The organism is Stenotrophomonas maltophilia (assembly GCF_047497515.2).
Classification (GTDB): Bacteria; Pseudomonadota; Gammaproteobacteria; order Xanthomonadales; family Xanthomonadaceae; genus Stenotrophomonas.
Genome location: NZ_JAXAXL020000001.1, coordinates 353,830 through 379,485, shown reverse-complemented (window position 1 = coordinate 379,485; position 25,656 = coordinate 353,830). Strand labels below are relative to the sequence as shown.

General features: G+C 66.9%; 24 protein-coding genes. 9 read left to right on the top strand and 15 right to left on the bottom strand.

All coding sequences use genetic code 11. The annotated features are described in order from the left end of the window. Position 1 precedes the first annotated feature (1 nt). From ACMZPQ_RS01925 to ligA, 7 genes are all read right to left on the bottom strand, one after another. On the bottom strand, positions 2–2,539 hold the full coding sequence (locus ACMZPQ_RS01925; RefSeq protein ID WP_197582085.1) for a membrane-bound PQQ-dependent dehydrogenase, glucose/quinate/shikimate family: 2,538 nt from the start codon (positions 2,537–2,539) through the stop codon (positions 2–4). Positions 2,540–2,785: 246 nt separating this feature from the next. Further along, positions 2,786–5,500: a DNA gyrase subunit A gene (gyrA, locus tag ACMZPQ_RS01920; RefSeq protein ID WP_197583874.1), complete on the bottom strand. Its 2,715-nt coding sequence runs from the start codon at positions 5,498–5,500 to the stop codon at positions 2,786–2,788. A gap of 202 nt (positions 5,501–5,702) precedes the next feature. Continuing rightward, on the bottom strand, positions 5,703–6,767 hold the full coding sequence (gene mtnA, locus ACMZPQ_RS01915) for an S-methyl-5-thioribose-1-phosphate isomerase (protein ID WP_197583873.1): 1,065 nt from the start codon (positions 6,765–6,767) through the stop codon (positions 5,703–5,705). 47 nt (positions 6,768–6,814) lie between these two features. Further along, positions 6,815–7,543: a DUF3011 domain-containing protein gene (locus ACMZPQ_RS01910; protein ID WP_197583872.1), complete on the bottom strand. Its 729-nt coding sequence runs from the start codon at positions 7,541–7,543 to the stop codon at positions 6,815–6,817. Between the two features lie 138 nt (positions 7,544–7,681). Further along, positions 7,682–8,638 (bottom strand): EF-P lysine aminoacylase EpmA, encoded by a 957-nt coding sequence (gene epmA, locus ACMZPQ_RS01905; RefSeq protein ID WP_197583871.1) that lies wholly within the window; start codon positions 8,636–8,638, stop codon positions 7,682–7,684. Next, complete coding sequence (locus ACMZPQ_RS01900) at positions 8,635–9,120, bottom strand: GNAT family N-acetyltransferase (protein ID WP_106551333.1); 486 nt, start codon at positions 9,118–9,120, stop codon at positions 8,635–8,637. Before ACMZPQ_RS01900 ends, epmA begins: the two co-directional genes overlap by 4 nt. 50 nt (positions 9,121–9,170) lie before the next feature. Beyond that, on the bottom strand, positions 9,171–11,642 hold the full coding sequence (gene ligA / locus ACMZPQ_RS01895; protein ID WP_197583875.1) for an NAD-dependent DNA ligase LigA: 2,472 nt from the start codon (positions 11,640–11,642) through the stop codon (positions 9,171–9,173). Positions 11,643–11,836: 194 nt separating this feature from the next. On the opposite strand from ligA, the gene ACMZPQ_RS01890 reads away from it, so the two are divergent. Further along, on the top strand, positions 11,837–12,967 hold the full coding sequence (locus ACMZPQ_RS01890; protein ID WP_197583150.1) for a pyridoxal phosphate-dependent aminotransferase: 1,131 nt from the start codon (positions 11,837–11,839) through the stop codon (positions 12,965–12,967). A 51-nt stretch (positions 12,968–13,018) separates the two neighbouring features. Here ACMZPQ_RS01890 and zipA read toward each other — a convergent pair whose 3' ends face one another. The 7 genes from zipA to ACMZPQ_RS01855 form a co-directional block, all read right to left on the bottom strand. Continuing rightward, positions 13,019–13,753 (bottom strand): cell division protein ZipA, encoded by a 735-nt coding sequence (gene zipA, locus ACMZPQ_RS01885; protein WP_197583149.1) that lies wholly within the window; start codon positions 13,751–13,753, stop codon positions 13,019–13,021. Between the two features lie 46 nt (positions 13,754–13,799). Next, complete coding sequence (gene smc, locus ACMZPQ_RS01880; RefSeq protein WP_197583147.1) at positions 13,800–17,303, bottom strand: chromosome segregation protein SMC; 3,504 nt, start codon at positions 17,301–17,303, stop codon at positions 13,800–13,802. A 259-nt stretch (positions 17,304–17,562) separates the two neighbouring features. After that, on the bottom strand, positions 17,563–18,015 hold the full coding sequence (rplI, locus tag ACMZPQ_RS01875; RefSeq protein WP_100442377.1) for a 50S ribosomal protein L9: 453 nt from the start codon (positions 18,013–18,015) through the stop codon (positions 17,563–17,565). Between the two features lie 104 nt (positions 18,016–18,119). Beyond that, a complete protein-coding gene (gene rpsR, locus ACMZPQ_RS01870) occupies positions 18,120–18,350 on the bottom strand; it encodes a 30S ribosomal protein S18 (RefSeq protein WP_002804494.1) in 231 nt (76 codons plus the stop codon). An 11-nt stretch (positions 18,351–18,361) separates the two neighbouring features. Further along, positions 18,362–18,799: a 30S ribosomal protein S6 gene (gene rpsF, locus ACMZPQ_RS01865; RefSeq protein WP_006376493.1), complete on the bottom strand. Its 438-nt coding sequence runs from the start codon at positions 18,797–18,799 to the stop codon at positions 18,362–18,364. Positions 18,800–18,967: 168 nt separating this feature from the next. Continuing rightward, complete coding sequence (locus ACMZPQ_RS01860) at positions 18,968–19,096, bottom strand: hypothetical protein (protein ID WP_414486249.1); 129 nt, start codon at positions 19,094–19,096, stop codon at positions 18,968–18,970. A 15-nt stretch (positions 19,097–19,111) separates the two neighbouring features. Next, positions 19,112–19,510: a CbrC family protein gene (locus ACMZPQ_RS01855; RefSeq protein WP_414486248.1), complete on the bottom strand. Its 399-nt coding sequence runs from the start codon at positions 19,508–19,510 to the stop codon at positions 19,112–19,114. Between the two features lie 31 nt (positions 19,511–19,541). Between ACMZPQ_RS01855 and ACMZPQ_RS01850 the strand changes: the two genes are divergently transcribed. Beyond that, a complete protein-coding gene (locus ACMZPQ_RS01850; protein ID WP_197583144.1) occupies positions 19,542–19,775 on the top strand; it encodes a hypothetical protein in 234 nt (77 codons plus the stop codon). Between the two features lie 36 nt (positions 19,776–19,811). Here the strand turns inward: ACMZPQ_RS01850 and ACMZPQ_RS01845 are convergent, their stop codons facing one another. Further along, a complete protein-coding gene (locus ACMZPQ_RS01845) occupies positions 19,812–20,150 on the bottom strand; it encodes a HesB/IscA family protein (RefSeq protein ID WP_006452998.1) in 339 nt (112 codons plus the stop codon). Between the two features lie 128 nt (positions 20,151–20,278). Between ACMZPQ_RS01845 and asnS the strand changes: the two genes are divergently transcribed. The 7 genes from asnS to kynU all read left to right on the top strand — a co-directional run bounded on the left by asnS (position 20,279) and on the right by kynU (position 25,644). Further along, positions 20,279–21,673, top strand: coding sequence for an asparagine--tRNA ligase (gene asnS, locus ACMZPQ_RS01840; RefSeq protein WP_108750010.1), 1,395 nt, complete (start codon positions 20,279–20,281; stop codon positions 21,671–21,673). Positions 21,674–21,702: 29 nt separating this feature from the next. Next, positions 21,703–22,002 (top strand): hypothetical protein, encoded by a 300-nt coding sequence (locus tag ACMZPQ_RS01835; protein ID WP_005417403.1) that lies wholly within the window; start codon positions 21,703–21,705, stop codon positions 22,000–22,002. Between the two features lie 5 nt (positions 22,003–22,007). After that, on the top strand, positions 22,008–22,322 hold the full coding sequence (locus tag ACMZPQ_RS01830) for a hypothetical protein (protein ID WP_197583143.1): 315 nt from the start codon (positions 22,008–22,010) through the stop codon (positions 22,320–22,322). Positions 22,323–22,329: 7 nt separating this feature from the next. Continuing rightward, positions 22,330–22,968, top strand: a complete 639-nt coding sequence (locus ACMZPQ_RS01825; RefSeq protein WP_197583142.1) for an FMN-binding negative transcriptional regulator — start codon at positions 22,330–22,332, stop codon at positions 22,966–22,968. Positions 22,969–23,040: 72 nt separating this feature from the next. Then, positions 23,041–23,703: a carbonate dehydratase gene (gene can, locus ACMZPQ_RS01820; RefSeq protein WP_006453004.1), complete on the top strand. Its 663-nt coding sequence runs from the start codon at positions 23,041–23,043 to the stop codon at positions 23,701–23,703. Positions 23,704–23,722: 19 nt separating this feature from the next. Continuing rightward, positions 23,723–24,244 (top strand): 3-hydroxyanthranilate 3,4-dioxygenase, encoded by a 522-nt coding sequence (locus ACMZPQ_RS01815; protein WP_197583140.1) that lies wholly within the window; start codon positions 23,723–23,725, stop codon positions 24,242–24,244. 125 nt (positions 24,245–24,369) lie between these two features. After that, a complete protein-coding gene (kynU, locus tag ACMZPQ_RS01810; RefSeq protein ID WP_197583139.1) occupies positions 24,370–25,644 on the top strand; it encodes a kynureninase in 1,275 nt (424 codons plus the stop codon). Positions 25,645–25,656 lie beyond the last annotated feature (12 nt).

The following is a 25,656-nucleotide window of genomic DNA, read 5'->3' as shown; positions in this document are numbered from 1 at the left end:
TCTATTTCTGCCCCGCCGGCAACGCGTACGCCATCACGTAATCGCCCTTCGGCGTCTCCATGAAATGGTGGCCGCCGGCCATGATCACCACGTACTGGCGCCCGCCTTGCTCGTACACCATCGGGTTGGCCTGTCCACCCGCCGGCAGTTTGGTGTGCCACAGCTCCTTGCCGGTCTTCAGATCGATGGCACGCAACAGATCATCGGTGGCCGCCGCAATGAAGATCAGGCCGCTGGCGGTGATGACCGAACCGCCGTTGTTCGGCGTACCGATTTCGATCGGCAGGCCGGAGCGGATGCCGAAGGGCCCATTGCCGCGTGCACTGCCGAACGGGCGATCCCACAGCAGTTTGCCGGTGCGCAGGTCGATGGCGCGGATGCCGCCGTAGGGCGGTTGCTTGCACAGCAGGCCGGTGAACGGCAGCCGCCAGCCGGCATTGACCTGAATGCCATACGGCGTGCCGACCTGTGGATCGCCGGCACCTTCGCCAGCGCCCCGGTCGGCCCGGATCTTCTCGCGCGGCAGCCAGCCCAGCCGGTCGGCTTCGGCACGCGGCACCAGCCGGTTGTAGTTGGGCATGTCGTTGTAGTTGGCCACGATCACCCCACGCCGCGTGTCGATGGCTACGCTGCCCCAGTCCGAACCGCCGTTGTAACCGGGGTACTCAATGGAGTGGCGGTCACTGCTCGGCGGTGTGTAGAAGCCTTCGTAATAGGCCTTTCGGAACTGGATGCGGCAGACCAATTGGTCGATCGGGGTCAGCCCCCACATGTCGCGCTCGGTCAAGACATGCTCGCGGCGCAGCGTGTGGTACAGCGAAAACAACTGGGTGGGTGAACGCTGCTCGGGTTCGACGCCACCGACCGGCACCTTGCGCTCTTCGGCCGCACTCAGCAGCTGGCCATTGCGGCGGTCAAGGATGTACAGGTCGCCCTGCTTGGTCGGCAGCAGCAGCGCCGGCACCTTGCCGGCCGCCGTCGGGTAATCAATCAGGCTGGCCTGCGAACCCAGGTCGTAGTCCCACACATCCTTGCGTACCGCCTGGAAATGCCAGGCCGGCTTGCCGGTGGCCACATCGATGGCCACCAGCGAGGTCGCGTAGCGGTTCTGGTTTTCCGTGCGCGAGCCACTCCAGTAGTCGCCGGCCGAATTGCCCAGCGGCAGGTAGACCAGGCCCAGCGCTTCATCGCCGGTGGCGGTGGTCCACATGTCCGGCGTGCCGCGCGTATAGGTCTGTTCGCGTGGCGGCAGGCCATTGCGATCGGGCTGCTCCATATCCCACGCCCAGCGCAGCTTGCCGGTGATCGCGTCATAGGCCTGGATCACCCCCGACGGCGCATCGCGGCGCTGCCCGTCCAGCACCTGGTGGCCGGTGACGATCACCCCGCGCACAATCGCTGGCGGCGAGGTGATCGACACGTACCCCGGCGGCACCTCGCCCATGCCCAGGGTGATGTCGACCTGGCCGTTGTTGCCGAAGTTGGCGCAGGGCCGGCCGCTGTCTGCATCCACCGCGATGACGCGGCCGTCCAGCGTGCCTTCAATGATGCGCGCCCAGCAGGCCGGCCTGCTGCCCGGCGCCGCACTGCGGGTCAGCGTGGGCGGTGGCTCGGGCAGCGCCAGATCAGCGGCGACGTCGGCCAGCGCCGCATCGGCAACCGTCGGAACGCTCGGCTGCTCGTAGTAGCTCACGCCTCGACAGGCGGCGGTGTACGGAATCGAGGCATCCTTGACCTTCGGATCGAACCGCCAGAGTTCCTTGCCACTGGCGGCGTCCAGCGCGATCAGGCGGTTGCGCGCGGTGCACAGGTACACGCGGTCGCCGATCTTCAGCGGCGTGGTTTCCGCACCCCAGCGCCTGTGCGGCAGGTCGCCGGTACGGAACTGCCAGGCCAGCTGCAGCGTACCGACGTTGGCCGGGGTAATCTGCTGCAACGGCGAGTAGCGGGTGCCGGCGTTGCTGCGGCCCCAGGCCGGCCAGTCACCGTCGGCCGGTTGATCGGCCGGCTGCAGGCCGGTGGTATCGCGGGTCGGTTCCAGCCCGGCACTGACTGCACCTTCCGGGAAGGGATGGTGCCCGTCCACTTCGCCATGCGGCGCGAAGGCCAGACCGAACGCGGCGACGAACACCAGCATCAGCACGCCGGCAACCGTCCGCGACAAGCGTTTGGACACCGGCGCATCCAGGGTGGGCGCCAGCAATGCCAGCACGATGCCCAGCGCGGTTACCAGGCCCAGCCGCGGCACCCAGCGCCAGTAGTCGCTGCCCGACTCCCACCAGGTCCACAGCAATGTGCCGACGAACACCAGCGCGTACAGCACCGCACCGCTGCGACGGTTGCCGAACAGCAGGACGCCGCTGGCCAGCAGTCCGAATCCGGCGATGGCGTAGTACGCCGAACCGCCGAGGCTGAGCAGCCACGCGCCGAGACCGCCGATGACCAGTCCCAGCGCCACCAGCAGCAACGACAGCACGGTGACCAGCGGATGGCGTGGCATGCGGACGGGAGCAGGAGCGGACTGCGGCGTGGCGGACATCGACGATCTCCGGGGGCAGCATGCGCCCTTATCCCACCGCAGATGTGAAGCGCGCGCGTATTTCTGACCAGCCCCGACGGGGTAATCGCCGGCTGGGTAGAGTCGACTGTCGCGCGCAGCGCGGGCCATCGTCGTGTGCAGAGCAGTCGACCAGCCGTCGACTCTAGCGCGGCGATCGGATGATCCGCAGAAACGACGACGCCGGCACGGGGCCGGCGTCGTCGATACCTCACGCTGGCGGCAGGATCACTCCTGCGCGGCGTCCTCGCTGCCGGCCGCTGCCGGTGCGCCTTCGGCCGCGGCCGGGGCGGCGGCGGCCACCTCGTCCTCGTCCTCTTCGATGGAGGCATCCATGCGCTCCACCGCCTGCAGCTTCTCGTCCTTGGACAGGCGGATCAGGGTGACACCCTGGGTGTTGCGGCCGACGCGGCTGATTTCCGAGCCACGCGTACGCACCAGGGTGCCGCCGTCGGAGATCAGCAGCACTTCGTCATCCGTACCCATCAGCACCGCGGCGACCAGCTTGCCGTTGCGCTCGGTGGTCTGGATGCCGATCACGCCCTGCGTACCACGGCCCTTGCGCGGGTAGTCCGGCAGCGGGGTGCGCTTGCCGTAGCCGTTCTCGGTCGCGGTCAGGATGTACTGCACGCTGGCGTCGTCGGCGCCGTCGATCACCGCATCGCCATTGGCGACGGCTTCCTCGACACCGTTGTCGTCCTCGTTCTCGTCTTCGATGCCACCGGCACTTTCGGCCACGATCAGGCTGACCACTTCCTCGCCGGCCGGCATCTTGATGCCACGCACGCCGGTCGCGGTACGGCCCATCGAGCGGACCTTGTCCTCGCCGAAGCGCACGGTCTTGCCGTTGGAGGCGAACAGCAGGATGTCGCGCTCACCGTCGGTCAGGCCGACGCCGACCAGCGCATCGCCCTCGTCCAGGTTGATCGCGATCTTGCCGCGGGCCAGGCGGAAGGCGAATTCGCCCAGCGGGGTCTTCTTGACCGTACCGTTCTTCGTGGCGAAGAACACGAACTGGCCATCGGCGTATTCGCGCACCGGCAACACGGCCTGCACGCGCTCGCCCGGCTCCAGCGGGATCCAGTTGATGATCGGACGGCCGCGGGCGTTGGAACCGGCTTCGGGCAGCTGGTACACCGGCAGCCAGAACACCTTGCCCGAGCTGGTGAAGGTCAGCAGCGTGTCGTGCGTGTTGACCAGCCACAGCTGCTCGATGAAATCCTCTTCCTTGGTCGCCGCCGCACTGCGGCCACGGCCACCGCGGCGCTGCGCGCGATACACGCTCACCGGCTGGCGCTTCACGTAACCGGCATGCGACACGGTGACCACCACGTCTTCCGGCGCGATCAGGTCGAGGATGTCCAGGTCTTCTTCGCTGTGGCGGATCTCGGTACGACGCTCGTCGCCGAATTCGGCCTTGACGCTGACCAGCTCTTCGCGGATCACCTGCAGCAGGCGGTCGGGATCTTCCAGGATGTGGATCAGCCCGGCGATCACTTCCAGCAGCTGCTTGTACTCGTCGGTCAGGCGGTCCTGCTCCAGCCCGGTCAGGCGGTGCAGGCGCATTTCCAGGATCTGGGTGGCCTGGATCTCGGTCAGCTGGTAGCCGCCCTCGATCAGGCCCACGCCCTTGGGCAGGTCGTCCGGACGCGAAGCTTCGGCACCGGCGGCGCCCAGCATCGCACCGACCAGGCCCGGCTCCCACACGCGTGCCAGCATGCGCTCGCGTGCTTCGTTCGGGTTCGGCGAAGTCTTGATCAGTTCGATCATCTCGTCGATGTTGGCCAGCGCGACGGTCAGGCCTTCCAGCACGTGGGCACGGGCGCGCGCCTTGCGCAGCTCGAACACGGTGCGGCGGGTGACCACTTCGCGACGGTGGCGGACGAACGCCTCCAGCATCTGCTTGAGGTTCATCAACTGCGGGCGGCCGTCGACCAGCGCCACCATGTTGATGCCGAACACCGATTCCATCTGCGTCTGCTGGTACAGGTTGTTCAGCACAACCTCGGCAGATTCACCGCGCTTGATCTCGATGTAGATGCGCATGCCGTCCTTGTCGGACTCATCGCGCAGCTCGCTGATGCCTTCGATCTTCTTTTCCTTGACCAGCTCGGCGATCTTCTCGATCAGACGCGCCTTGTTCACCTGGTAAGGAATTTCAGTGACGATGATCGATTCGCGGCCGTTGTCGGCTACTTCGATATCGGCCTTGGCGCGGATGCGCACGCGGCCACGGCCGGTGCGGTAGCCGGCGACGATGCCGGCGGTGCCATTGATGATGCCGGCAGTCGGGAAATCCGGGCCCGGGATGTACTCCATCAGGCCGTCGACATCGATTTCCGGGTTGTCGATCAGCGCGATGCAGGCGTTGATCGATTCACTCAGGTTGTGCGGCGGGATGTTGGTCGCCATGCCCACCGCGATACCGGCCGAACCATTGACCAGCAGGTTCGGGAACCGGGTCGGCATGACCGTCGGCTCCAGTTCCTTCTCGTCGTAGTTGGGCTGGAAATCGACGGTTTCCTTGTCGATGTCAGCCATCAGCTCATGCGCGAGGCGCGACATGCGCGCTTCGGTGTATCGCATCGCCGCGGCCGAGTCGCCATCGATCGAGCCGAAGTTACCCTGGCCATCGACCAGCATGTAGCGCAGCGAGAACGGCTGTGCCAGGCGCACCAGCGTGTCGTACACCGACTGATCGCCATGCGGGTGGTACTTACCGATGACGTCACCGACGATACGCGCCGACTTGAAGTAGGGCTTGTTGCTGTGCGCGTTGAGTTCATTCATCGCGAACAGCACGCGGCGATGCACCGGCTTGAGGCCGTCGCGCGCATCCGGGAGCGCGCGGCCCACGATCACGCTCATGGCGTAATCGAGGTAGCTCTTGCGCATCTCGTCTTCCAGGTTGACCTGGATGATTTCCTTGGCGGTTTCTGCCATTCGGGTTCCGTTGTCTGGTAGCGGTCCAGTCCGGCGCAGCCCTCTGCGGGAGGGGGTCGTGCCGGAACCTCGATTCAACCTCTGGATACTACCACAACAGGCCGTTTTCCGCCTCCCTTTACGGGGATTTTACCGGCACAAATCAGGAACTTAGGGGATGCCGGCCAGCGGCCGGCACTACCAGGGGCCGGGTCCGCGGGCGTCAACCGCCGAAGGCGGCGCGCATGTTCTCCACGGTCGGGTTCAGGATCACGCCGCGCTCGGTCACGATGGCGTCGATCAGCTCGCCGGGGGTCACGTCGAACACCGGATTCCAGGCGGCGATGCCCTCGGCTACGGTGCGGGTGCCGCCCACGCCATAGAGCTCGCCTGGATCACGCTGCTCGATCTCGATCTGGCTGCCGTCGACGGTGTCCATGTCCACCGTCGAGGACGGAGCCACGACCATGAACTTCACGCCGTGGTGGCGGGCAGCGATGGCCAGCTGGTAGGTGCCGATCTTGTTGGCGGTGTCGCCGTTGGCGCAGATGCGGTCCGCGCCGACAATCACCCACTGCACGGCACCGGTCTTCATCAGGTGCGAGGCGGCCGAGTCGGCAATCAGGGTCGCGTCGATGCCGTCCTGCTGCAGCTCCCACACGGTCAGGCGCGCGCCCTGCAGCCACGGCCGGGTCTCGCCGGCAAACACGCGCGCGATGCGGTGCTGGGCCATGCCGGCCCGGATCACGCCCAGCGCGGTACCGAAGCCAGCCGTGGCCAGCGAGCCGGTGTTGCAGTGGGTCAGCACGCCACTGCCGGCGTCGATCAGGCCAGCACCCAGCGCGCCCATGTGGCGGTTGGCGGCCAGGTCTTCTTCGGCGATGGCCTGTGCCTCCGCTTCCAGCGCCGCCTTCCAGTCGGCGCCAGCGGCATTCAGGCAACGGCGCATGCGCGCCAGCGCCCAGGCCAGGTTCACCGCCGTCGGGCGCGAGGCGTTCAGGCGCTGCAGCGCCGGCTCAAGCTGCTGCAGTGCATGCACACCATCGGCGGCCTGCACCTCGCGCGCAGCCAGCACCACGCCCCAGGCCGCGGCGATGCCGATCGCCGGCGCACCGCGCACGGTCAGTGCGTGGATGGCCGAGGCGACCTCGTCACTGTCATGGCAGACCAAATGCTCGACCACGAACGGCAGCTTGCGCTGGTCCAGCAGTTGCAGGGCATCGCCGGTCCACAGGATCGGACGGATATGGTCGTAGCGGGCGTAGTCGATATCGGAGGCAGTGTTCATGCCCCCATTGTAGGGCCACGCCCCGCGTGGTTGGGACCCGACGGGGCTCAATTCACCGAGAATTCGGCGCGGCAGCCACCGTCCACCCAGATCCCGTTGCGGCTCCAGCCCCAGGTACTGCCCTCTTCGCACGGCGTGCTGGACAGCTGCTCGAAGACGGCCGCGCCGACCGAGATGCTGGCGCCACAGAAGCGGCGCTTCTTCGACTTGGATTCGCAGGTCAGGCGACGCGGCACATCAACGAAACGGCCCTCGTCGTCGGCCACTTCGAAATCGCCCTGGCAGCCACGGCTGGTCCAGACTTCGTTGCGCTTGTAGCCCCAGCCCTGCCCTTCGCGGCACGGCAGCGCCGACAGCTGCCGCAGCAGGCGCACCGGGGAACCGTCCAGCCGCACCGGGCAGCTCTGCGGACGACCATTGGACTCGCAGCGCACTACGCGGCGGACCAGGCGCTTGCCTTCCTTCGCTGCCGGAGTGGCGCCCGCAGCGCGGCGCGCGCGGAACTCGGCGCGGCACCCCAGCGTGACCCAGACACCACTGCGGTCGGTGCCCCATTCGCTGCCGCGGATACAGCTGCTGTTGGACAGCTGGCGGACCAGATCAATCCCGTTGCTGACATCGATATCGCAATGCACCCAGCCCATGTCGCGCGATTCGCAGGTCACCACTTCACCGTCATAGCCGGCCTGCTGGGCAGACGCCGACGACGGCAGCCAGGCACCCCAGAGCGCGATGGAGTACACCGGTGCAGCAACAACCGCAAACCACTTGACCAAAGCCTTCCCCAGCAGGAATGGATGAACTGCGTGCCAGTGTCCGGCATCTGCTGTGATAAGAGCATCATCCTGCTTACCGAAGCAAGCGCGGAAACGCGGCGATCCGTTCAGCCTTCAATGTTCAGGAAGCTTCCACCATCAGGCATGGGCGAAGTCGTAGGCCAGCACATCGGCAATGCGTGGCGTGCGGTTCATCGCCATCAGCAGGCGATCCACGCCCACGGCAACGCCGGCACAGGCTGGCATCGACGGCAATGCGGCCAGCAACGCTTCGTCCAGTGCGGGCTGTACCTGGCCGCGCTCGTGACGGCGCTGCAGGTCACGCTGGAAACGCGCGCGCTGTTCGCCTGCGTCGTTCAGTTCGTGATAGCCATTGGCCAGTTCCACCGCCCCCAGGTACAGCTCGAAACGCTCGGCCAGCGGCGGCGTGCCGGGGCGGATGCGCGCCAGTGCGGCCTGGCTGGCCGGCCAGTCATGCACCACGGTCATCACCGCGTCATCGAAATGCGGCTGGATATGGTGGGTCATCAACAGATCCAGCCAGTCGTCGCGGGTCAGGCCGACTGGATCGATATGCACGTCACCCAGTGCAGCACGCAATGCGGCCTCATCGGCGTCGAACGGGTCCACGCCCACGGCATCCTGGAACAGTTCGCGGTAGCTCAGCACGCGCAGCGTGGCATGGCGCCCGACCAGGGCCAGCGCCTGGCCGACCAGCTCGGCGGTTTCCTGCACCAGGCGGTGGTGGTCCCAGCCCACCCGGTACCACTCCAGCATGGTGAACTCCGGGTTGTGGCGGCCACCGGCCTCGCCGTTGCGGAACACCCGGCCCAGCTCATAGCAGTCGCCCACGCCCGCCGCCAGCAGCCGCTTGAGCGGATACTCCGGCGAGGTACGCAGCCAACGGCGACGGCCGCCGGCATCGACATGCCCGGTGAAATCGGTGTGGAAGCTGTCGATGTTCGGCTCGGTGTTGCCGGCCACCGAGAGGATCGGCGTTTCGACTTCCAGCACATCGCGCTCGGCGAAGAAGCGGCGCACCAGCGCATTGAGCGCGGCGCGCTGCTGCAGCGCGCGCAGCAGGGCCTCGCTCACAGGATGCCCTCCGGGCGCGGATGGTCCAGCGGCAGGGTCAGCAGGTCGCGGGTGTCGTCGATGTAGCCGCTGGCCAGGTACAGGCGTCGGGCCAGTTCGTTGTGGTGGTTCACCTCCAGGCGCAGGCGGCTGACACCACGCCCGCGGGCACGCTGTTCGCAGATCGCCAGCGCCTGCTTGCCGCGGCCACGACCACGTGCACGGTGAGCCAGGTACAGTTCGTCCAGCAGCATGAAGTGGCCGCCCTGCTCCAGGCTGAAGCCCATTGCGATCACCGCATAGCCCACCACTTCAGCCGCTTCGTCCAACCACAGCAGCACTTCGCCATTGCGTGGGTCGGCCAGCAATGCATCCACGCCGCGGCGCACGCGTGCGTCATCGAAGTCGATCCTGTCTTCGGCGTAGAACTCGCGCATCAACGCGATCAACAGCTCCTCGTCGGCGCGGGTGGCCAAGCGGAAATCCAGCGGGGCAGTCTGCATCGGTGTTCCTTTGTGTTTCATGCCGGGCGCGGGCGCACCCGGCGGGATCGTCATTCGTGATCGGCGAGATAGGCCAACAGCCGGTCCTCGTCCCAGACCGGTACGCCCAGCGACTGCGCCTTGTCCAGCTTGGAACCGGCCTCGGTACCGGCCACCACGAAGCTGGTCTTCTTCGAGACGCTGCCGGATACCTTGGCGCCGAGTGCCTCCAGGCGCTCCTTGGCCGCATCACGGGTGAGCTGGGCCAGGGTGCCAGTCAGCACCACGGTCTGCCCATCCAGCGGGCCGGCCACGATCTCGGCCAGCGCGGGCGCCTTGGCCAGGAGCTGTTGCATCGCCTTCTCGGCGGCCAACAGCATCGCACCATGACCTTCGGCGTCCAGCCACTCGGCCAGACCGCGCGCGGTGTCGTCCGGCAGGCCCGCGTTGACGAACTGGCCATGTTCGGCATCCAGTACCGCCTGCGCACCCGGCAACGCCGCCACCAGCTTCTCCGCACGCAGGCGGGTGATGCCGGGAATCTCGGATTCAACCAGCAGCTGTGCCAGATCCAGGCCCTCGCGCAGCTTGGCGCTGGGTGCGTGCACATCACTGATGCGTACCTGCCCTACCTGCAGCAGGTCATCGATGGCCTGCTGGTTGCCCTGCTGCTCGAAGAAGTGACCGAGCGAACGCGCCACTTCGCCGCCGATGTCCGGTACGCGCTTGAACAGTGGCCACGGCAGGTGGCGGATCAGCTCCAGATCACCGAACCACTGCGCCAGCGCCTTGGCCGTGCTCTCGCCCACGTGCTCGATGCCCAGCGCAAACAGCAGGCGCTCCAGCGTGGCGGCACGACTGGCGTCGATCGCCGCGATCAGGTTGTCGGCCCACTTGGTGGCGATCTTCTTCGTGTTCCATTCGAAGCTGGCCGGTTGCGCCAGCGCCTCCGCGCGCCAGCCCGGATCAGTGCCATCCAGCTTCAGCACCGCATTGAGCACCGCGCCACTGCCCTCGGCAGGCAAATGCAGCTTCAGCGCCGCAGCCAATGCCGACGGGGCTTCGGCATCCAGCACCAGCTTCAGGTGCAGCAGCTGGTCGCGGTTGAGCCGGTACAGATCGGCCACGCTCTTGACGATGCCCGCGTCGACCAGGGTTTCAATGTACTTGTCACCCAAACCATCGATGTCCATCGCGCGGCGCGAGGCGAAATGGGCAATGGCTTCCTTGCGTTGCGCCGGGCAGGACAGCTCGCCGGAGCAGCGCCACGCTGCAGCGCCTTCCTCGCGCACGATCTCCGAGCCGCACACCGGGCAGCGCGTCGGCATCTGCCACGGCGTGGTGCCCTGCGGGCGGCGGTCGAGGATGACGCTGACCACTTCCGGAATCACGTCACCGGCACGACGCACGATCACGCTGTCGCCCACGCGCACATCCAGGCGTGCGATCTGGTCGGCGTTGTGCAGCGTGGCGTTGGAAACAATCACGCCGGCCACGGCTACCGGCGCCAGCCGTGCGACCGGCGTGGCGGCACCGGTGCGGCCGATCTGGATCTCGATCGCTTCCACCGTGGTGCTCTGTTCCTGCGCCGGGAACTTGTGCGCGATGGCCCAGCGCGGCGCACGCGAGACGAAGCCCATCGCCTGCTGGCCGGCACGATCATCCAGCTTGTAGACCACACCATCGATGTCGAATGGCAGGCCATCGCGGCGCTCGCCGATATCGCGGTAGTAGCCGAGCAGGCCGTCGGTGCCTTCCACCACCTTGCACAACGCGCTGACCGGGAAGCCCCAGGCACCGAGCTGCGCCAGCGTGCCCGAATGGGTGTCGGGCAGTTCGCCCCCCTGCACGTCGCCGGTGCCGTAGGCGAAGAAACTCAGCCTGCGCTGTGCGCTGATCTTCGGGTCAAGCTGGCGCAACGAACCGGCGGCGGCATTGCGCGGGTTGGCCAATACCTTGCCACCCTGCTGGCGCGCACGTTCGTTGTAGGCCTCGAAGTCGGCGCGGGCCATGTAGACTTCGCCGCGCACCTCCAGCACATCCGGCCAGTCCTTGCCATGCAGGCGCTTGGGAATGTCGCCGATCTCACGCAGGTTGGCGGTCACGTCCTCGCCGGTACTGCCATCGCCACGGGTAGCGCCCAGCACGAAGTGACCGTCTTCGTAACGCAGGCTGATCGCCAGGCCGTCCATCTTCGGCTCGGCCGAGAACTGCAGGCTGCGACGGCCCAGGCGCTCGTCGATGCGGCGCACGAAGTCAGCCACCTCCTCGTCACTGAAGGCGTTGGACAGCGACAGCATCGGCACCGCGTGGCGCACTTCCGGGAAGCGGCCGGAGGGACGCGCACCGACCTGCTGGGTCGGGCTGTCGGCACGGGCCAGTTCCGGATGCTCGCGCTCCAGTGCTTCCAGCTCGCGCACCATTCGGTCGTAGTCGATGTCGGGGATCTCCGGCGCATCCAGCTCGTGGTAGGCGCGGTTGGCCTGGGCGATCTGCCGGCGGAGGTCTTCGGCGCGTTCGGCGGGGCTGGGGCTCATCGGGATCCGGTGGTTCTGGGATGGCCGGGAATTCTACCGCGCCCAGCCGCCAGGCCCTGTAACGCCCGCGCCTTCGTAGAGTCGAGCTTGCTCGACTGCTCTACCGGCCCAGTCGAGCAAGCTCGACTCTACAAAAAGCGGGCTTGCCGCCCACCGCCAGCGGCGCTAGCGTGCGTCGGTTGCCCTCTGGAACCCTGCCCGTGACCCTGCCCGCCTCCCGCCGCCACTTCCTGCAACTGGCCGGTGCCGGCCTCGCCCTGGCCGGCAGCGGCCTGCCCCGCCTCGCCCAGGCACAACCGGCCACGGCAACGGCCGCAGCACCTGCACCTGGCGAAGGCGCCGTGCTGCTGAATTTCAACGAATGCCCCTACGGCCCCTCCGCCGCTGCACAGCAAGCGGCGCGCGACAGCATCGCCGGTTGCGGCCGCTATCGTTTCGAGCTGGCTGGCCAGGTGCGCGATGCGTTCATTGAGCAAGCGCGAGTCCCGGCAGACCATGTCCGGCTGTACCCCGGCTCCAGCGAACCATTGAACCGCGCCGCCACTGTGTGGACTGGCCCGCAGGCCGGCCTGGTGGTGGCCGACCCGACGTTCGAGACGCTGGGCGAGGTCGCCGCCGCGCATGGCGCGCACGTGCAGAAGGTGCCGTTGCGCGGGGACGGCGCGCACGACCTGCGCGCGATGGTCGCCGCCGCCCACGCGCGCCCGACCGGGCTGCTGTATGTGTGCAACCCGAACAATCCAACCGGCTCGATCAGCCCACCGGATGAGCTCGCTTGGCTGCTGGCCCACAAGCCGGCGTCGACCCGCGTTCTGGTCGACGAGGCGTACCTGCAGTACAGCGAGCAGCCGAGCCTGATCACACAGGTTGTACAGCGCGATGACCTGATCGTGCTGCGCACGTTTTCCAAGCTGTACGGCATGGCCGGCCTGCGCATGGGCGTAGCGGCGGCACATCCCGACCGCCTGCGTGAACTGGCCAGCCTGGGTGACAACCCGCTGCCGGTGCCCGCGCTGGCGGCGGCACTGGCCAGCCTTCGCGACCCGCAGTTGATTCCGCAGCGTCGGCTGCAGAATGCGAAGGCGCGACAGGCCACCATTGCATGGCTGGGCAAGCGCGGCTTCAGCTGCCTGCCCTCGGAGGCGAACTGCTTCGTGGTCGATGTCCAACGCGACGGTGCTGCATTCGCCAAGTCGATGGCAGAGAACGGCGTGGTGATCGGCCGAAGCTGGCCGATCTGGCCGCAGCGCGTGCGCGTGACCGTGGGTACCGAAGCGGAGATGGCAGCGTTCCGCCAAGCGTTCGCGAAGGTGGCCGGCGTACCGGTGTAACCCCGCCGGGCGCGTGCCGACCGTTGGCCGGCACATCACCCATAAAGGCGCTTACCAGCGCGGGGTCTTGGTCAGCGGCGGCGCCTGATGCTGGCGATCGTAGGCACGCAGTTCGTCGCGAATGTGCGCGATGCGCTGGCGACCCAGGGGATTGCGGCTGTCATCCAGCACCAGGCCGTCCAGCAGCTCGGCCATGCGCTGCACCGTCGGCAGCATCTTTTCCCAGGCGTCCAGCGCGGTCAGCGGCGCTGGCAACGTCAGGAAGAAGGCGATGGCCGGGGTTTCCATGGCGCGGATGTTGGCCATGTCGAAGCTGCCCGGCTTCATGATGCTGGCCATCGAAAAGATCGGGCCGCGCTCGGGATGGCCCTCGACCAGGCGGTGGAACACGTTCATGTGGCCGAACACCAGCCCGGTCTTCTCCGCAGCCACCACAATGTCTTCGCCGCGCAGCTGCTCGCCGGCGCGGGCGGCCACGAACAGCGAGACAATCTTGTCGAAGTCCTGGCTGACGCGCTTGCCGAGATCGCTGGCCGCATCGGTGTCGGCAAGGCCGAGTTCGGCCTGCTCGCGTTCGCCGGCCATGCCCGGCTCGACACGGCCATCGGCCACGGCGACGCCGTCATCGCCCAGCACCGGCTCGCGGCGTTCGCCACTGGCCGGCTCCGCGCTTTCCACGCGGCGCCCCTGGGGCTTCTTCTTCGGACGGCCAAACAGGAAGATCGCGGCGATCAACAGCAGGCCGGCGGCCAGGATGCCGATGCGCAACAGTGCCGTGTCGGACATTCGATAGGTTCTCCGGCTAGTTCATTCAGGTAATTAGGATGGCACGTCAGGCCGCGCCCGCCAATCGTGCCGCTTCTTCCAGGTCCACGCTGACCAACCGGCTGACGCCCGGCTCGCGCATGGTCACGCCCGAAAGCTGATGCGCGGCCTCCATCGTCGCCTTGTTGTGGCTCACGAACAGGAACTGCACCTTCTCGCTCATTTCCTTGACCATGTTGGCCAGGCGGCCGACGTTGGCTTCGTCCAGCGGCGCGTCCACTTCGTCCAGCAGGCAGAACGGCGCCGGGTTGAGCTGGAAGATGGCGAACACCAGCGCCACCGCGGTCATCGCCTTCTCGCCGCCGGACAGCAGCGAGATGCTGGAGACGCGCTTGCCCGGCGGGCGCGCCATGATGGTCACGCCGGTGTCGAGCAGGTCTTCGCCGGTCAGTTCCAGATAGGCATGGCCGCCACCGAACAGCCGCGGGTACAGCGCCTGCACGCCGGCGTTGACCCGGTCGAAGGTGTCCTTGAAGCGCCCGCGGGTTTCGCGGTCGATCTTGCGGATGGCGTCTTCCAGGGTCTCCAGCGCCGTGGTCAGGTCGGTGTGCTGTGCATCCAGGTACTCCGAACGCTGCGACGCCTCGCCGTACTCATGGATGGCGGCCAGGTTGACCGGTTCCAGGCGGCGCATGCGGCCATCGATCTGATGCACCGCCTGCTCCCAGTCGCCCAGGCGGGCCTCCTCGGGCAGTGTGTTGAGCACGTCCTGGATGATGAAACCGGCCTTCTCCACTGCACCCTGCAAGGTCTCCGCGCTGAGCACGAGGGCCTGCTGGTCCAGCTTGCGCTGGGAAATGCGTTCGCGCTGCGCCAACGCCTGTTCGTCGCGCTGGTGGCGGGTCTGTTCGTAGTTGCGCAGCTCGGCGTCGATGCCATCGAGCAGGGTGCGCGCTTCGGTCAGCACGCGGTCGGCGCGCACGCGCTCTTCCAGTGCGTTCTGGTGTTCTGCCTGCAGCGATTCGACCGGCGAATCACCCTCATCCAGCTGCGAATGCAGTTCGCCGAGGCGCGAATCGAGCTGGCCACGCTGGGTTCCCATGCGCTCCAGCGCCTGGCCCAGTGATGACAGCTGCGCGCGCTGCGATTCCAGTGTCAGCGCCAGCGAATGCGAGCGTTCGCGCACCGCGCGTGCGGCATCGCGGGCCAGGTCACGCGCCTCGGCCAGCTGGCGCCGCTCGCCCTCCAATCGCTGCCGGGTCGATTCCAGATCCCCCATGCTGCTGACCGCATTCTCCAACCGCGAGCGCGCTTCACGCGCCTGCGCATTGTTCGCTTCCAGCGTTTCCTGCAGCTGCTTCAGTTCACCTTCGATGCGGTCGATGCGGGTACGTGCAGCTTCCACCTTGCCCTGCTGGCCCTGCAGCTGGCCAGCAAGCTCGGAGACCGCACGATGGGCCTGGTACAGCGTGCGCTGCGCGTCCTCGCGTTGCTGCTCGACGGCCTGCAACTGCTCGCGGAAGCCTGCCAGCTGTTCCTCCAGCTCGGCCTCGCGATCCTGCAGCTGCTCGATCTGCTCGCGCAGTTCGTTGATCTCGCGTTCGCGCAACAGTGCGCCCTGCTGGGCAGCCCCCGAACGCGAAACGCGCAGCCAGCCCTGGCCCAGGCGCTCGCCGCCCTGGGTGATGACCGAATCACCGTCAGGCAGGCTGGCCTGGAGCGTTCTGGCCTCGGACAGGTCCTTGGCACCATGCAGGTGGGCCAGCAGGCGACGGATTGCCGCGGGGCCCCGCACGCGTGCCGCCAGCGAGGTCGGTGCGACCTTCAGCTCCGCGCCATCGTTGGCGACCAGCGCGATGTGGCCTTCGCCCAACTCACCCAACGCGCCGACCAGACTGGCCGGATCATCGACCAGCACGCCTTCGATCAGCTCGCCGAGCGCGCTTTCCACAGCATTTTCCCAGCCGGCATCGACATCCAGGCGCTCGCCGACGCGCGCCGCCGAATCGAGCCCTCGGGCCTTCAGCCAGGCCACGGCCGCGCCCTGCTCCTGGCCGAGCGCGGCCTGCTGCAGGGTTTCCAACGATGCCAGGCGGCCACGCAGTCCATTGGCCTGCTTGCGCAGTTCGGCCAGCTCGTTCTGGCCGCTGCGCTGCTGCTCCTGCACGGCTGCCACGCCCTGCTTGCGGTGTTCAACCTCTTCGCCCAGTTCGTCCAGCGCGGTCTTCTGCGTGTCGTGCTGCAGGTGCAACTGCTCGAAGGCTTCTTCCAGCGCATCCACGTCCAGCCCGGCGCGCTCGGCAGCCAGTGCCTCGCGGCGACGGTCGGCGTCAAGGATCTGCTTGTCCAGGTAGTCCACGCGGGTGCGCTCGACATCGCCGGCGCGCGAGGCTTCCGAACTCTGCGAGGTGTGCTGCTCCCAGCGCTGCTGCCAGCTGGCCAGCCGGTCTTCGGCCTCGCGCAGGCTTTCCTGCTTGATCTCGTTTTCTTCCTGCAGCGCTTCCAGCTGCGGGGTGGCAGCCTCCACCGCCTCGCGCAGCACCGTCAGCTTGGCCTCGTCGCCGCTGATGTGCTGGCCCAGTTCAGCCAGCGCCTGGCGGGTTTCATCGCGCGCCTTGTGCAGGCGCTGCGACAGCTCGCGCTGGTGCTGGATCTGCTGTTCCAGGCGCGCCAGCGTACTGCCCACCTGATAGACCGCAGCCTGCGCAGTGTTGAGCGCATCGGCCGCCTCTTCGCGACGCACGCGCGAGGTCTCGATGCGCGCTTCGGCGTCCCGCTGGTCGGCGATCAGCTGCTGCAGCTTGGTCTCTTCCTGCGACAGCCCTTCGCGCAGCTTGGACAGGCGACCATCCAGCCCACGGAATTCCAGTGCCTTCCACTCCGCATCCTTGACCCGACGCTCCTCCTGCAATGCCTGGTACTGCTCGGCCTGCTTGGCCTGGCGCTTGAGGTGCTCCAGCTGCTTGCTGATCTCGTCGCGCAGGTCACCCAGCCGGTCCAGGTTCTCGCGGGTATGGCGGATGCGGGTCTCGGTTTCCTTGCGGCGCTCCTTGTACTTGGAGATGCCGGCGGCCTCTTCCAGGTACACGCGCAGGTCTTCCGGGCGCGCCTCGATGATCTGGCTGATCATGCCCTGCTCGATGATCGAGTAGCTGCGCGGGCCCAGGCCGGTGCCAAGGAACAGATCGGTGATATCGCGGCGGCGGCACTTGGTGCCGTTGAGGTAGTAGTTGCTGGTGCCGTCGCGGCTGACCGTGCGCTTGACCGAGATTTCGTTGAACGAGGCGTACTCGCCGGAAATCGTGTGGTCCGAATTATCGAAGATCAGCTCGACGGTAGCCTGCGAGACCGGCTTGCGGGCGTTGGAACCGGAGAAGATCACGTCGGTCAGCGAATCGCCACGCAGGCGGCTGGCCGAACTCTCACCCATGACCCAGCGCACGGCGTCGATGATGTTCGACTTGCCGCAGCCATTGGGTCCCACCACGCCGGTCATGTTGGTCGGCAGGTGCAGGGTGGTCGGATCGACGAACGACTTGAAGCCGGACAGCTTGATCGTGGAAAGACGCATAGGGGTTCCGGACTGGGGCCGGCAAGCGGCCTGCGTTTACCCTCCAAGTCATTGATCCTGTTGGGATCGCTGGCCGTGGAACGGGTGTGACGCCCTGAGTATACCGATGTGGCCGTGTTCTACGAATGGGCGTGGAACATTGTCCGGCCCCGCCCCGCCGGCCAGACATGGCGCAACGCTACGAAAGCGGGCCATAAAACAAAACGGGCACCCTTGCGGGCGCCCGTTCTGCGGTGATTCCAGGCCTTTCGGCGTGGGATCAGGCCTTTTCGGCTTCAACCACAACCTTGACGGTGGTTTCGACGTCGGCGTGCAGGTGCACCAGGACGTCGTACTCACCGATGTTGCGGAAGGCGCCTTCGCCCAGGATGACTTCGCTCTTGCTGACCGGCAGGCCGGCAGCGGTGAAGGCATCGGCGATTTCACGGGCGCCGACCGAGCCGTACAGCTTGCCTTCGGTCGAAGCGTTGGCAGCGATGGTCACGCTCGCGCCTTCCAGCTTGGCCTTGCGGGCGTCAGCGTCGGCGTGGATGGCCTGGGCCTTGGCTTCGTATTCGGCGCGCTTGGCTTCGAACTCGGCCTTGTTGCTCTCGGTGGCCGGAACGGCCTTGCCCTGCGGCACGAGGAAGTTACGGCCGTAGCCCGGCTTCACGTCGACCAGGTCGCCCAGGTTGCCGAGGTTGGTGACTTTCTGCAGGAGGATCAGCTGCATGGTATTGCTCCAGATAAGTTATTCGTTAGCGAGGCGATGCCCCGCAACAAAGGCTGTCCGAATAGCTGGCACAGCGGGGGCGGCACCGGGCCGCCCCGCCGGCATCAGACGTCGTGGTTGTCGGTGTACGGGATCAGGGCCAGGAAGCGAGCACGCTTGACGGCGGTCGCCAGCTGGCGCTGGTACTTCGACTTGGTACCGGTGACGCGGCTCGGCACGATCTTGCCGTTCTCGGTCAGGTACTGGCGCAGGGTGTTGAGATCCTTGTAGTCGATCTCCTTGACACCTTCGGCGGTGAACTTGCAGAACTTGCGGCGACGGAAGAACTTGGACATGTCAGTGCTCCTTAGGCGGCCGAAGCGGCGTCGTCGCCGGCATCGTTGTCAGCGGCGGGGGTGGTTTCGCCTTCTTCGTCATCACGACGACGACGCTCACCACGCTCGGGCTTGTCGCCCTTCTCGTCCTTGCTCTTCATGATCAGCGACTGCTCGGTGTCAGCCTCGTCACGCTTGATGACCAGGTTGCGCAGCACGGCGTCGTTGAAGCGGAAGCTTTCGGTCAGCTCGTTCAGCACGGCCTGGTCGGCTTCGATGTTCAGCAGCACGTAGTGCGCCTTCACCAGGTTCTGGATCGGGTACGCCAGCTGGCGGCGGCCCCAGTCTTCCAGACGGTGGATGGTGCCGTTGCCGTTCTCGACCAGCGACTTGTAGCGCTCGATCATGGCCGGGACCTGCTCGCTCTGGTCCGGGTGGACCATGAACACGATTTCGTAATGACGACTCATGTTTTTTCTACCTTTCGGATGTGGCCTTGCGGCCGGACAGCCCCCCGCCGTTGATACCGCGGTGGGGCAAGGGTTCCCGCCAGGAAGGCAGGAAGCCGCGCATTATGGCGCAGATGGGGGTGGCGGGCAACCGGGCGGCCACGGGGCAAACTGAACCCACCAGCGTATTCAGCCCAGATCGACGTGAAGGCGGTGCAGGCCGCACTGCAGGCACTGGAACAGGCAACCGACCATCTCTCCATCACGGGTCAGGTGTTCCAGCACCCAGTCGGCGTCGCGCGGGTTGACCGCCGCCACGTCCGGCCGGACCTGTTACAGGATCGGCAGCAGGTCCTCGCCGCCGGCGAACCCGAGGAACGCGCAGGGCCGTTCACAATGGCTCAGCCAGACCGACTGCTGCCAGGACCGGTAACCCGGTGTGCGCTCGCAGATCTCCAACAGATGCTCGCGGGGGGTGCTCGGCGGCGGATCAGCCGGGTCCGGCGACACCCCTTCAATGTCGGTCCAGCTGGTGAATTCGCCCTCGAAGCATGCAGACGCACTGCCATCGGCAATGCACCACGGGCACAGGTAATCGGGCTTCAGGGTGGTGTAGAACGGCCCGCGGGAGCGCAGCGCGCGCGACTGGCCGCAGCCGTCACAGACCCCATCGACCGCTTCAAACGCGATCGCGTAGGCGTTGGGGTGGTAGGTGAAAACCGGGCGTTCCATCCGTGGTTCCTTTCTGCGCTACATTCCGCCCATGAACCGCCTCGGCCGCCTCCGGCGATGGATCAACCGCGACGATGGGTACCTGATCCGGGTGGGCAACGCCCCGCTCGGTGCAGTTGCCATCGCGGGCTATCTGAGCCTGCTCGCTGGGCTGCTGATGCATCTGCTGCGCGAGCCCGCCGGCCTGCCGGGCCACTGGGCCGCGGCGAGCGCGATGCTGGGAATAGCGCTACTGGGGTGGAGCGCCTGGCGCGAGCGGCGGTAGCGCCGGATCATGCCCGGCGCGTGCCACAACCATGCTTCAGGCCTTGTCGGCGTCGGTGGTGAAGCTCTCGCCGCAGCCACACTCGGCGGTGGCATTGGGGTTGCTGAACGTGAAGGTCTCGCTCAGGCCGTGCTTGCCGAAGTCGATCACGGTGCCGTCCACCAGGGCCAGGCTCTTGGCATCAACGTAGATCTTCACGCCATCCTGGTCGAACACGGTATCGCCCTCGCGCTCGTCACGGGCCAGGTCGGTCACGTGGCCCCAGCCGGAGCAGCCGGTCTTGGTCACGCCGAAGCGCAGGCCCAGGGCGCCGGGCGTCTGGGCGACGAAGCGCTGCACGCGCTCGAAGGCAATGGGGGTCAGGCTGACGGCCATGGGGCTACTCCAAGGATACGGGGACATTATAAGGAGCCGGAGGCCGCAAAAATGCCTCGCAAGCAGAACGCTGCAACCGGTAAACTCCCGTGTTCACAGATCGAGTCGATCAGCAGAGGATTCAAGTCATGACGGTGGTCAGCGTTGAACATGCGCTTGCCGGGAAGATCCCGGAAGGTGGCGAAGTCACGGTACGCGGATGGGTGCGCACGGTGCGCGGTTCAGCGAATCTGGCCTTCGTCAATGTGAGCGACGGTTCCTGCTTCGCGCCGATCCAGGTCGTGGCCAACGACACCCTGGGCAATTTCGATGAGATCAAGCGCCTGACCAGCGGCTGCTCGGTCATCGCCACCGGCACCCTGGTGAAGTCGCAGGGCAAGGGCCAGTCGTTCGAGATCCAGGCCAGCGCACTGGAAGTGGTCGGCTGGGTCGAAGACCCGCTCACCTACCCGATCCAGCCCAAGCCGATGTCGCCGGAGTTCCTGCGCGAAGTCGCGCACCTGCGTCCACGCACCAACCTGTTCGGCGCGGTCACCCGCATCCGCAACTGCCTGGCCCAGGCCGTGCACCGTTTCTTCCACGAGAACGGCTTCAACTGGATCAGCACCCCGATCATCACCACCTCCGACGCCGAAGGCGCCGGCCAGATGTTCCGCGTGTCCACCCTGGACATGGTGAACCTGCCGCGCGACGAGAAGGGCGCGATCGATTTCAGCCGCGACTTCTTCGGCAAGGAAACCTTCCTGACCGTGTCCGGCCAGCTGAACGTCGAGGCCTACTGCCTGGCGCTGAGCAAGGTCTACACCTTCGGCCCGACCTTCCGCGCCGAGAACAGCCACACCACCCGCCACCTGGCGGAGTTCTGGATGATCGAGCCGGAAATCGCCTTCGCCGACCTGGCCGAAGATGCGCGCCTGGCCGAAGAATTCCTGAAGTACCTGTTCCGCGCGGTGCTGAACGAACGCGGTGACGACCTGGCCTTCATCGCCGAGCGCGTGGACAAGAACGCGATCACCAAGCTGGAAGACTTCATCAACGCACCGTTCGAACGCATCGACTACACCGATGCGGTCAGCCTGCTGCAGAAGTCCGGCAAGAAGTTCGACTTCCCGGTCGAATGGGGCCTGGACCTGCAGACCGAGCACGAGCGCTGGCTGACCGAGGAGCACGTCGGCCGCCCGGTGGTGGTGACCAACTATCCGGAGCACATCAAGGCCTTCTACATGCGCCTGAACGACGACGGCAAGACCGTCGCCGCGATGGACGTGCTGGCCCCGGGCATCGGCGAGATCATCGGCGGCAGCCAGCGCGAAGAGCGCCTGGACGTGCTGGACGCGCGCATGGCCCAGTTCGGCCTGGATCGCGAACACTACAGCTGGTACCGCGATTTCCGCCGCTACGGCTCGGTGCCGCACGCCGGCTTCGGCCTGGGCTTCGAGCGCTTGGTGGTGTACGTCTGCGGCCTGTCCAACATCCGCGATGCGATCCCCTACCCGCGCGCCCCGGGCAGCGCGGACTTCTAAGCTCCACCGACCACGGAGGTACTGCCCCCATGACCCTGTTTTTCGCCCTCTGTTTCGTCGGCGTCGCAGTGGCCGGGTTCAGTGCCTTCGTGATCTTCTGGCCGCTGACCCTGGTGCACGTGCGCGATCGCCATCCGGCGCTCGCCGAGCGCTTCGGCAGCGGCGCCTTCCTCAAGCCCGATGCCCTGGCCTGGCTGCTGCGCCGCGACTATCGCCAACAGCCTGACCGTTCGCTGTCCGGGCTGGCGACGCCGGCCTGGGTGTCGCTGCTGACCCTGCTGGCCGGACTGGGCATGGCTGCCCTGCTCTGGCTGGCCTCGCTTTGGTGACATCCATGAATGACATTACCGCCTCGCGCGACAGCTGGTGGCTGGCCAGCCTCGGCAACACCCTGATCTGGGCGCGCCTGCGCGTGCGCCCGGCCGGCACCGCCGAGGTGCTCGACAGCGATGGCAACACGCTGAGCTATGACAGCGAGGACACCGCGCGTTCGCAGCTGTTCGACGCCGAATTCGTCGAGTACGACGGCCTGGACGAGGAAGACGCGCTGGTGCGTGGCTTCAGCCTGCATGAAGTGCAGCCGCCGCAGGCCGACAGCGATGAGGCCCTGCGCGGCCGCATGATCCAGTCGCTGGGCGGGCGCGCCTGAGCTGCCCATGTTCACCCCGCGCGCCTTCGCCGAGACCGACCTGCTCTGGCTGGATCGCCTGCTGGCGCGTGACCCGTTCGTCACCGTGCTCACCACCGGCAGCGACGGCCTGCCCGAGCTGACCCGGATACCGGTGCTGTACCGGCGTGACGGCGAGCACATCGAACTGCGCGGCCACTGGGCCCGCGCCAATCCGCAGTCACGCCATACCGGCGCGGCCAAGGTGCTGGTCGATGGCCCGCACGGCTATGTCTCGGCCAGTTGGTACCCGGACAAGGAACCCGCCGCACGGGTGCCGACCTGGAACTACGCTGCGGCGGAACTACGCGGCCAGCTGCACACCTTCGACGATACCGACGCAATGGCGGGGCTGGTCGGCGCGATCAGCGACCGCTTCGAAGCCAGCGTCGGCCAGGCCTGGCAGTTCGATGCCAACCGCGCCGAACATGGCCCGGAACTGCGCGCCATCGTCGGCTTCCGTTTCCAGGTCGAGCACGTGCAGCTGAAGCTCAAGCTGAGCCAGAACCATCCCGACGCCAACCAGCAGGCAGTGATCGACGCGCTGGACACGCTGGCCACCCCCGCTTCCCAGGAACTGGCGCAGTGGATGCGCTGGCACCGCGAACAGGTCGCCCACAGCGACTGAACGCCCCCGATTCCCGCGATGCCGCAGCCGGTTGGTTGCGGCGAGCCCTCACCCGACGCCAGGGACCCGAACATGAAAGACATCCACAAGCTGCTGCAGAACAACCGCGACTGGGCCGACCGCATCGAAAAGGAAGACCCCGAGTTCTTCCACCAGCTGGCCAAGCAGCAGCACCCGGAATACCTGTGGATCGGCTGCTCCGATTCACGCGTCCCGGCCAACCAGATCATCGGCATGGCCCCCGGTGAAGTGTTCGTGCACCGCAATGTCGCCAACGTGGTCGCCCACACCGACCTGAACTGCCTGAGCGTGGTGCAGTACGCGGTGGACCAGCTGAAGGTGAAGCACATCCTGATCGTCGGCCATTACGGCTGCGGCGGCGTGCATGCCTGCCTGCACAACACCCGTGTCGGCCTGGCCGACAACTGGCTGCGCCACGTGGGCGATGTGATGCAGAAGCACACCGCGATCATCGATGCGATCGAGACCGACGAGCTCAAGCACGCCCGCCTGTGCGAACTGAACGTGATCGAGCAGGTCGCCAACCTGTGCCGCTCGACCATCGTGCAGGATGCCTGGGCGCGCGGCCAGAAACTGATGGTGCACGGCTGGGTCTACAGCCTGAAGGACGGCCGCGTGCGCGAGATGGGCATCGACGTCGGCGCGCCGGAAGAGCTGCAGCCGGCCTACGAAAAGGCGCTGTCCTATGTACCGCGCAAGGGCAAGCGCGACTGACTTCCCGGGGAAACCGATCATGCTCGCATCGCCGATCAACCTGCACGCCTGGATTGAAGAACACCGCCACCTGCTGAAGCCGCCGGTGGGCAACAAGATGATCGACAACGGCGATTTCATCGTGATGGTGGTCGGCGGGCCGAACTCGCGCACCGATTACCACTACGACGAAGGCCCGGAGTGGTTCTACCAGCTTGAAGGCGAGATGGTGCTGAAGGTGCAGGAGGATGGCGCGGTGCGTGACATTCCGATCCGCGCCGGCGAGATCTTCCTGTTGCCGGGGAAAGTACCGCATTCGCCGCGCCGACCGCCCGGCGGGATCGGCCTGGTGGTCGAGCGCAAGCGCCTGCCGCACGAGATGGACGGCGTGATCTGGCACTGCGAGCGCTGCAACCACAAGCTGCACGAAGAGTATTTCCCGCTGCAGAACATCGAGACCGACCTGCCCAAGGTCTTCGCGCGCTACCACGCCAGCCTGGAGCTGCGTACCTGCAGGGAATGTGGGCATGTGGATCCGCTGCCGGCGCCGGCAGCGGGCTGAACGTTCGCCGGGCCATGCCCGGCGGCCGGGCTGCAAAGCCGAGCATGGGCTTGGCTCTATCGCAAGCGCGGCATGCAGGCCCCAAGCGCTACACTGGCAGCCCCGTTGCAGCCTGTTGCCCGACCATGTCCGACCTGCTCAGCCGCACCCACGCCATCGCCCTGGACGCCGCCGACCCGCTGCGCCCGCTGCGCAATGAATTCCTGATTCCGCGCCATGGCGGCGGCGAACAGACCTACTTCGTCGGCAACTCGCTGGGCCTGCAGCCGCGCGGTGCACAGGCGGCCGTGCAGGAGGTGATGAAGCAGTGGGGCGAGCTGGCCGTGGAAGGCCATTTCACCGGGCCGACGCAGTGGCTGTCCTACCACCGTTTGGTGAGCGCACAGCTGGCGCGCGTGGTCGGCGCCCTGCCCAGCGAAGTGGTGGCGATGAACACGCTGAGCGTGAACCTGCACCTGATGATGGTCAGTTTCTACCGGCCTACCGCACAGCGGCCGGTGATCCTGATGGAGGCCGGCGCGTTCCCCACCGATCGCCACGCGGTGGAAGCGCAGATCCGCTTCCATGGTTTCGACCCGGCGGAGTGCCTGGTGGAAGTGCAGCCGGACGAAGCCAACGGCACGATCTCGATGACCGCGATCGAACGCGCCATCGCCGAGCACGGTCCGCGCCTGGCGCTGGTGCTGTGGCCCGGCGTGCAGTACCGCACCGGCCAGGCCTTCGACCTCGATGCGATCACCCGCGCCGCACGCCTGCAGGGCGCACGCATCGGCTTCGATCTGGCGCACTCGGTGGGCAACCTGCCGCTGCGCCTGCATGACGTGGCGCCCGATTTTGCCGTGTGGTGCCATTACAAGTACCTCAACAGCGGCCCGGGCGCAGTGGCTGGCGCCTTCGTGCACGAGCGCCACCACCGCGATACCACCCTGCCGCGCTTTGCTGGCTGGTGGGGCCATGAGGAAGCCACCCGCTTCCAGATGGCGCCGCAGTTCACACCCGCCATCGGCGCCGAAGGTTGGCAGTTGAGCAATCCGCCGATCCTCGGCCTGGCACCGCTGCGCGCCTCGCTGGACCTGTTCGAGCGTGCTGGCATGGAGGCGCTGCGCAGCAAATCGCTGGCACTGACCGGCATGCTCGAAGCACTGGTGCGCGCGCGCCTGCCGCAGGTGCTGGACATCATCACCCCGGCCGATCCGCAGCGCCGTGGCTGCCAGTTGTCGCTGCGCGTGATCGGTGGCCGCGAGCGTGGCCGTGCACTGTTCGAGCACCTGCGCGGCATCGGCGTGCTCGGCGACTGGCGCGAGCCCGACGTGATCCGCATCTCGCCCACCCCGCTCTACAACCGCTACCTGGACGTGCACCACTTCGTCGAGGAAGTGGAAGCCTGGGCCGGCCTTTAAGCCGGACCCTCC

Coding starts and splice junctions, on each gene's coding strand:
- smc (WP_197583147.1), bottom strand. CDS start 17,303: ATGCGTCTTTCCACGATCAAGCTGTCCGGCTTCAAGTCGTTCGTCGAT.
- mtnA (WP_197583873.1), bottom strand. CDS start 6,767: ATGAACACTGCCTCCGATATCGACTACGCCCGCTACGACCATATCCGT.
- ACMZPQ_RS01850 (WP_197583144.1), top strand. CDS start 19,542: ATGAACCGCCTCGGCCGCCTCCGGCGATGGATCAACCGCGACGATGGG.
- can (WP_006453004.1), top strand. CDS start 23,041: ATGAAAGACATCCACAAGCTGCTGCAGAACAACCGCGACTGGGCCGAC.
- rpsF (WP_006376493.1), bottom strand. CDS start 18,799: ATGAGTCGTCATTACGAAATCGTGTTCATGGTCCACCCGGACCAGAGC.
- ACMZPQ_RS01900 (WP_106551333.1), bottom strand. CDS start 9,120: ATGCAGACTGCCCCGCTGGATTTCCGCTTGGCCACCCGCGCCGACGAG.
- ACMZPQ_RS01825 (WP_197583142.1), top strand. CDS start 22,330: ATGTTCACCCCGCGCGCCTTCGCCGAGACCGACCTGCTCTGGCTGGAT.
- ACMZPQ_RS01835 (WP_005417403.1), top strand. CDS start 21,703: ATGACCCTGTTTTTCGCCCTCTGTTTCGTCGGCGTCGCAGTGGCCGGG.
- gyrA (WP_197583874.1), bottom strand. CDS start 5,500: ATGGCAGAAACCGCCAAGGAAATCATCCAGGTCAACCTGGAAGACGAG.
- ACMZPQ_RS01845 (WP_006452998.1), bottom strand. CDS start 20,150: ATGGCCGTCAGCCTGACCCCCATTGCCTTCGAGCGCGTGCAGCGCTTC.
- rplI (WP_100442377.1), bottom strand. CDS start 18,015: ATGCAGCTGATCCTCCTGCAGAAAGTCACCAACCTCGGCAACCTGGGC.
- ACMZPQ_RS01815 (WP_197583140.1), top strand. CDS start 23,723: ATGCTCGCATCGCCGATCAACCTGCACGCCTGGATTGAAGAACACCGC.
- kynU (WP_197583139.1), top strand. CDS start 24,370: ATGTCCGACCTGCTCAGCCGCACCCACGCCATCGCCCTGGACGCCGCC.
- ACMZPQ_RS01855 (WP_414486248.1), bottom strand. CDS start 19,510: ATGGAACGCCCGGTTTTCACCTACCACCCCAACGCCTACGCGATCGCG.
- ACMZPQ_RS01925 (WP_197582085.1), bottom strand. CDS start 2,539: ATGTCCGCCACGCCGCAGTCCGCTCCTGCTCCCGTCCGCATGCCACGC.
- ACMZPQ_RS01830 (WP_197583143.1), top strand. CDS start 22,008: ATGAATGACATTACCGCCTCGCGCGACAGCTGGTGGCTGGCCAGCCTC.
- zipA (WP_197583149.1), bottom strand. CDS start 13,753: ATGTCCGACACGGCACTGTTGCGCATCGGCATCCTGGCCGCCGGCCTG.
- asnS (WP_108750010.1), top strand. CDS start 20,279: ATGACGGTGGTCAGCGTTGAACATGCGCTTGCCGGGAAGATCCCGGAA.
- rpsR (WP_002804494.1), bottom strand. CDS start 18,350: ATGTCCAAGTTCTTCCGTCGCCGCAAGTTCTGCAAGTTCACCGCCGAA.